Annotated in this window: 1 protein-coding gene; it reads left to right on the top strand. The window is 69.1% G+C overall.

The genetic code is table 11. The features are described 5' to 3' along the window. Positions 1-7,503: amino acid adenylation domain-containing protein (locus AB0H42_RS35135; RefSeq protein ID WP_357064064.1), on the top strand; the 7,503-nt coding region annotated here is incomplete at both ends.

Raw genomic sequence — 7,503 nt, 5'->3', positions numbered from 1 at the left:
GAGGGCGGGGTCGCGCGTCGGTTCCACAATGCCTATGGTCCGACCGAGGCGACGGTGGCCACGAATATCAGTGGTGTGCTGCACGCCGGTGATCGGGTCACGATCGGTGGTCCGGTGCGGGGTATGCGGACTCTGGTGCTCGACGATCGGCTCAACCCGGTGCCTGAAGGTGTGGCCGGTGAACTGTATGTCGGTGGTATCCAGTTGGCGCGTGGCTATCATGCCCGTGCCGGTTTGACTGCCGATCGGTTCGTTGCCGATCCGTACGGTGAGCCGGGTTCGCGGCTCTATCGCACGGGTGATGTGGTGCGGTGGCGTCGTGACGCCGCGGGTGATCCCGTGGTGGAGTATGTGGGCCGTAACGACTTCCAGGTCAAGGTTCGTGGTTTCCGTATCGAACTGGGTGAGATCGACGCGGCGCTGACCGCGCATGAGACCGTCGACTTCGCTGTCACGACCGGACACAAGAGCGCCGCGGGAGTGGTCTCCCTCGTTTCCTACGTGGTGGCCGTATCGGGGCGTTCGATCGACGTGGCCGAGGTGCGCGAGTTCGTCGGGCAGCGGTTGCCGTCGTACATGGTGCCGGCGTCGGTCATGGTGCTCGACGAGGTCCCGCTGACCCCCGCCGGAAAGCTGGATCGCCGGGCGTTGCCCGAGCCCGCGTTCGAGACACGGGAGTTCCGGGCGCCGTCGACACCGGTCGAGCGGATCGTGGCCGGTGTGCTCGCCGATGTGCTCGGTATCGAGCGAGTCGGCGCGGAGGACGATTTCTTCGCCCTCGGCGGGAACTCGCTGCTCGCGACGCAGGTCGTCGCGCGTCTGGGCGCGGCACTGAATACGCAGGTGCCGGTGCGGGTGCTGTTCGAGGCATCCGTCGTCGGCACGCTGGCCGCCCGGCTCGAGGAGCAGGTGGGGTCCGGCGGACGTCCGGCGCTGGTGCCGCAGCCGCGGCCGACCCGGGTGCTGCCGTCGGGGGAGGTCGTGGACCGGATCCCGCTGTCCCTTGCGCAGCAGCGCATGTGGTTCCTGAACTGGTTCGACGGTGGCGCGGCGGCCTACAACATTCCGCTGGTGGTCCGGTTGACCGGGCACCTGGACGTGGATGCCCTTCGACTGGCGGTCACGGATCTGGTGGCGCGGCACGAGGTGCTGCGGACGGTGTACCCGGAGACCGAATCCGGTCCGGCGCAGGTGGTGCTGCCGGTGACGGGGGCGGTACCGGTCCTCGAGGTCCGCACCGTGGCCGCGAATGCGGTCGAGACCGTGGTGACCGAGCTGGCGTCGGTGTCGTTCGATGTCGCCCAGCAGGTGCCGGTGCAGGTGACGCTGCTGCGGATCGACGACGCGGCAGACGAATACGTGCTCGCCGCGGTGGTGCACCACATCTCCGGCGACGGTGCCTCGACGGTGCCGTTGATGCGGGATCTGATGACCGCGTATTCGGCACGGGCGGCGGGCCGGGCACCGGACTGGACGCCGTTGGCGGTCCAGTACGCCGATTTCGCGATCTGGCAACGGAACCTGATGGGCGACGGCGCCGATCCCACATCGCTGGCGCACGAACAGCTCGAATTCTGGCGGTCGGCGCTGGCGGATCTGCCCGAGCAGCTGGATCTGCCGATGGACCGCCCGCGGCCGGCGACACAGTCGTACGCCGGTGGCCGAGTCGAAGTGCAGATCGATGCGGGCCTGCATCAGGCGCTGCAGGACTTCGCGCGGCAGCAGGGCGTGACCCTGTTCATGGTGACGCATACCGCGTTCGCGCTGCTGCTCGCTCGTTTGGCGGGGACCGACGATGTGGCGATCGGTACCCCGGTGGCCGGTCGGGGCGAGGCCGCCCTCGATGATGTGATCGGCATGTTCGTGAACACGCTGGTGTTCCGGACCCGGGTCGAGGGCGGGGAATCGTTCACCGACCTGCTGGCGCGCCAGCGGGAGATCGATATCGCGGCGTTCGCGCATGCCGATGTGCCGTTCGAACAGCTGGTGGAGGCGCTGAACCCGGTGCGGTCCACGGCGCGGCACCCGCTGTTCCAGGTGGGCTTCGCGTTCCAGAACCTGGCGCAGACGAGTCTGGAAATTCCCGGTCTCTCGGTGTCCGGGGTGGATGCCGGTACCAAGGTCTCCCTGTACGACCTGAGCATGATCCTCAGCGACACCTACGACGCGTCGGGTGCCGCGGCGGGCGTGACCGGGTACCTGACCTACGCCACCGCCCTGTTCGACCATGCGACGGTGGCGGGATTCGTGCAGCGGTACCTGCGGGTGCTGGCCGCGGTCGTCGCCGATCCCGCGGCCCCGGCCGGTGAGCTCGAGCTGCTCGACGCGGCCGAACGCGAGCTGGTGCTGCACCGGTGGAACGCCACCGACCGCAGCGTCGAGCCGGGCCTGTTGCTGGACGGGTTCGACCGGGTGGTGTCGGAATCTCCGGACCGGGCGGCGCTGACCTACGAGGGCACCGGTCTGTCCTACGGCGAGTTCGCGGGCCGCGTGCGCCGGTTGGCGCGGTGGCTGCGCGATGCCGGTGTGGGGACGGAAACCTATGTCGCTCTGGGCATGCGCCGGTCGATCGACCTGATCACCGGTGCGTATGCGGTGGTCGCGGCAGGCGGCGCGTATGTGCCGCTGGATCCGGACCAGCCCGTGGACCGGCTCGAGTACATCGTCGATACAGCGCGCCCGATCTGTGTGCTGACCTCCGGCGAAGACCTCGATCCGGCGATCGCCGGGCAGGTGCGTATCGATCGGCTGGATCTGTCCGGTGTCGCCGGCACCGTGCTCACCGACGCGGATCGACTCCGGCCGCTGCGGCCGGACAACACCGCGTACGCGATCTTCACCTCGGGCTCCACGGGCCGCCCGAAGGGTGTGCCGGTTTCGCACCGGGCCGTGCTCAACTACCTGGCGACCACCCGGGAACGGCACGAACTCGGTGCCGGCGATGTGATGCTGAACCGCACCCTGGCGACCTTCGATCCGTCCGTGGTGGAGTTCTTCATGCCGTTGCAGCTGGGCGCCCGCCTGGTCATCGCGCATGCGGAGGGTCACCGCGACGCGGCGTACCTCACCGGATTGATCGCCGACGAAGGCGTCACGATGGCACAGTTCGTGCCGTCGCTGCTGTCGGTGTTCCTGTCCGAATCCGAGCCCGCGGCCTGGGCCGGGCTGCGCAGTATCGTCGTCGGCGGTGAGGCGCTGTCCGGCGACCTGGCGCGGCGGTTGCGGGAACGCACCGGCGCCCGCCTGTTCAACCAGTACGGGCCCACCGAGACCACGGTCGATGTCACCGCCCACGAGGTGACCGGCGCCGAAACCGGAGCCGTGCCGATCGGTGTCCCGGGTCTCAACACCCGGACCTACGTACTCGACGACCGGTTGCGGCCGGTGCCCGCCGGTGTCCAGGGTGAGCTCTACATCAGTGGTGTGCAGCTGGCGCCCGGCTACCTGGCCCGGCCCGATCTGACCACCACACGTTTCGTCGCGGACCCCTTCCACGCCGGCGAACGGATGTACCGCACCGGTGACCTGGTGCGGTGGACCGCCGCGGGTGAGTTGGAGTACCTGGGCCGAAGCGATTTCCAGGTGAAACTGCACGGTCAGCGGATCGAGCCCGGCGAGATCGAGGCCGCGCTCACCGAAATGGACGCCGTCGCGAGGGCGCTGGTCATCCTGCGACATGCGGGGACCGGTGAGCACCTGGTCGCGTATGTGGTGCCGGTGGCCGGCGCGACGATCACCACCGATGAGCTGCGGGCCCATCTGCACGGTCGGCTGCCGTCGTACATGGTGCCGTCTGCCTTTGTGGCACTGGAGACGTTCCCGATGAACGCCTCGGGCAAGCTGGACCGTAGCGCGTTGCCGGAACCGGTGTTCGAGACCCGGGAATTCCGGGCCGCATCGACGCCGATCGAGGAGATCCTGGCGGATATTTTCGCCGAGGTGCTCGGTGTCGAGCAGGTCGGCGCGGACGACGATTTCTTCGCCCTCGGCGGTGACAGCATCGTCTCCATCCAGCTGGTGTCACGGGCCAAATCGCGCGGTGTGGTGTTCACCCCGCGGCAGGTGTTCGAGAAGCGCACGGTGGCGGGCCTGGCGTCGGTCGCGGAGTTCGCGGAATTCGTCGACGGCGCGGTGCGGACGCTGGCCGAGTTGCCGGGCGGCGGGGTCGGTCGCATGCCGCTCACCCCGGTGGTGCGGACGATGGTCGAACGCTTCGGCTCGTTCGGGCGTTTCCATCAACTGACGCCGTTGAGCCTGCCGATCGGCGTCACCCGCCAAACCATCGCCGCGGTGATGGGCCCGGTGCTCGACCGGCACGATATGTTGCGGTCACGCCTGTTCGTCGTGGACGGCGAATGGGTCGTGGAGACGGTCGAGCCCGGTTCGGTCGACGTGGACGCGCTCATCGATCACACCGTGTTCGATGCCGCCGCCACCGACGAGCAGGTGCGCGAAACGGCCACCGCGGCGGTCGACGCGGCCCTGGACCGCATGGATCCCGGCCACGGCGTGGTCGTGCGGTTCGTCTGGCTGGAACCGGATACCGCCGACCGGCCCGGATACCTGGTGGTCGTGGCGCATCACCTGGTGGTCGACGGCGTGTCCTGGCGCATCCTGGTCCCGGATTTCGTGCTGTCCGCCGGTGCACACAGCGCTGGGCTCCTGCCGGAACTGCCGGAGCCGACCACGTCGATGCGGACCTGGGCGCATGCGCTCGAGACGCACGCGCGCAGCGCCGAGCGAGAGGCCGAGCTGGACTACTGGCGGACCGTCGTCGATACGGCCGATCCGCTGCTGACCGACCGCGCGCTGGATCCGGCGGTCGATACCGCCGCGACGGTCGACACCTACACGGTGCGGGTGTCGCCCGAGGTCACTCAGGCGCTGCTCACCACGGTGCCGGCGTTGTTCCACGGCGGGGTGAACGACGGTCTGCTCACCGCGCTCGTACTGGCCACCGCCACGTGGCGGGCGCGGCGGGTGCCCGCGGCGGCGATCGATGATCCGCTGCTGGTGCGGCTCGAGGGTCACGGGCGTGAGGAAGAGGTCGTGCCCGGTGCCGATCTGTCCCACACCGTCGGCTGGTTCACCTCCGTCTTCCCGGTGCGGTTCGCGCCGGCCGGTATCGATTTCGAGAATGCGCTCGCCGGCGGCCCGGCATTGGGAGCGGCGCTCAAGGCGGTGAAGGAACAGCTGCTCGCGGTGCCGGACAAGGGCATCGGTTACGGGCTGCTGCGCCACCTGAACCCCCGGACCGCGAGCGACCTGCCGGTCGAGCTGCCCGGCCAGGTGAGCTTCAACTATCTGGGCCGGTCCGCCGGTTCGGGCGAGTTGTCCCCGGAAATGCGCGAGTTCGGCTGGCTGCCCGCCGATCTGGTGGTGGACGCGGCATTCGACGCGGATATGCCGGCGCTGGCGCTGCTGGATATCAACGCCGTCGTCGCCGGCGACGAGTTCATCGCGCGGATCGGGTACCCGACCACCCTGCTCGGGGCCGAGGAGGTCCGCGAGTTCGGTGAGTTGTGGACCCGGGCGCTGGAAGCGGTCGCGCGCCACGCGAATTCCGCGGGGGCCGGTGGGTACACCCCGTCCGATTTCGGCATGGTCGCGCTGTCGCAGTCCGATGTCGACGGGATCGAGCGGCGCTTCCCGGTCGCCGATGTGTGGCCGCTGTCCGCGCTGCAGGCCGGCATGCTGTTCCACGCCCAGATCGCCGAGACCTCGGTGGATGTGTACACCGGCCAGGTGGTGCTCACGCTGACCGGCCGGGTGGACGCCGCCCGTCTGCGTGCGGCGGCGCAGGCCCTGGTCGATCGGTACGAGAACCTGCGCACCGCCTTCGTCACCGACCACGAGGGCCACCCGGTCCAGGTGGTCCTGAAGGAGATGCCGGTCGACTGGACCGAGCACGACCGCAGCAGCGCCGGGACGGCCGCCGACCTCATCGAAGCGGACCGGTTGCGGCGCTTCGATCTCGCCGAGCCGCCGCTGCTCCGGTTCACGCTGATCAAGACCGGCGCGGATACCTGGCAGTTCGTGGTGGCGAACCATCACATCCTGCTCGACGGCTGGTCCATGCCGCTGCTCATGCGGGATCTGCTGACGCTGTACGCGGTCCGTGGCGATGCCGCGGTACTGCCGGCGGTCCATTCCTACCGGACCTTCCTGGCATGGGTCGGCCGCCAGGATCGCGGGGTCTCGCTGGAGACCTGGCGGGCGGCGCTGGCGGGAGTCGAGGAACCGACCCTGCTCGTCCGCCCCGAAGCCGGCGGCTCCGAGATCACCGCGCTGTCGGGCGAGTACGAGTTCGGGCTGGACACCGCGGCCACCGCCCGGATGACCGCGCTGGCCACCGAGGTCGGCGTGACGGCGAACACGGTGCTGCAGCTGGCCTGGGCGGTACTGCTGGGCCGGCTGACCGGTCGCGACGATGTGCTGTTCGGCGCCACCGTCTCCGGTCGCCCACCGGAACTGCCCGGCGTGGAGACCATGGTCGGGTTGTTCATCAACACGATCCCGGTGCGGGTGCGGTTCGATCAGAACGAGTCCGTGCGGACGGTGCTCGCCCGGGTCCAGGCCGAACAGGCCGATCTGCTGGACCACCACTATGTGGGTCTGGCGGATATCCAGGGCGCGGCGGGGATGGCGGCGCTGTTCGACACCCTGCTGGTGTTCGAGTCGTATCCGGTGGATGCCGCGGGTATCCAGGCGCAGGCCACCGATATCGACGGAATGACGGTGGCCGGCCTGGCCGGCATCGACGCCACGCACTACCCGCTGACCCTGATCGCCGCGCTCGGCAATACGCTGCGGATCCGGGCCGGATACCGGCAGGACATGTTCGACGAGGCCGATATACGCCGGATCGCGGACCAATTGGTCCGGATGCTGGACGGCATCGTCGCCGATCCGTCCGTCGCCGTCGGTGATATCGATCTGCTGGCTCCGGCCGAACGCGAACTGGTGCTGGAGCGCTGGAACGCGACTCACCACGCGGTCGATTCACGGTTGCTGCCGGCCGAGTTCGCCGCGGCGGTCGCGATGTATCCGGATCGGGTCGCGGTGTCGTTCGAGGGCGCCGAACTGACCTATGCGGAGTTCGCCGGACGGGTCAATCGTCTGGCGCGGCTGCTGATCGCCGAGGGCGTGGGGCCGGAATCGCTGGTCGGTCTGGCGCTGCGGCGTTCGGTGGATCTGGTCGTGGCCATGTACGCGGTGGTCACCGCCGGTGGTGCGTATGTACCGGTGGATCCCGAACATCCAGCGGAGCGGACCGCGTATGTGCTCGAGACCGCACGACCGGTCTGCGTGCTGACCTCGACGTCCGATGCCGGTGCGGTTCCCGAGGGGACAGGTGTGCCGGTACTGGCCGTGGACACGCTGGAGCTGTCGGGGTATGCCGATGCCGCGGTCACCGATGCGGATCGTCGTGCGCCGTTGCGTGCGTCGAATACGGCGTATGTGATTTTCACGTCGGGTTCGACGGGTCGTCCGAAGGGTGTG

This window comes from Nocardia sp. NPDC050799 (genome assembly GCF_040654015.1).
Taxonomy (GTDB): domain Bacteria; phylum Actinomycetota; class Actinomycetes; order Mycobacteriales; family Mycobacteriaceae; genus Nocardia.
Note: the sequence above shows the minus strand (reverse complement) of the source record. Positions and strands in the feature narration are given on the sequence as shown.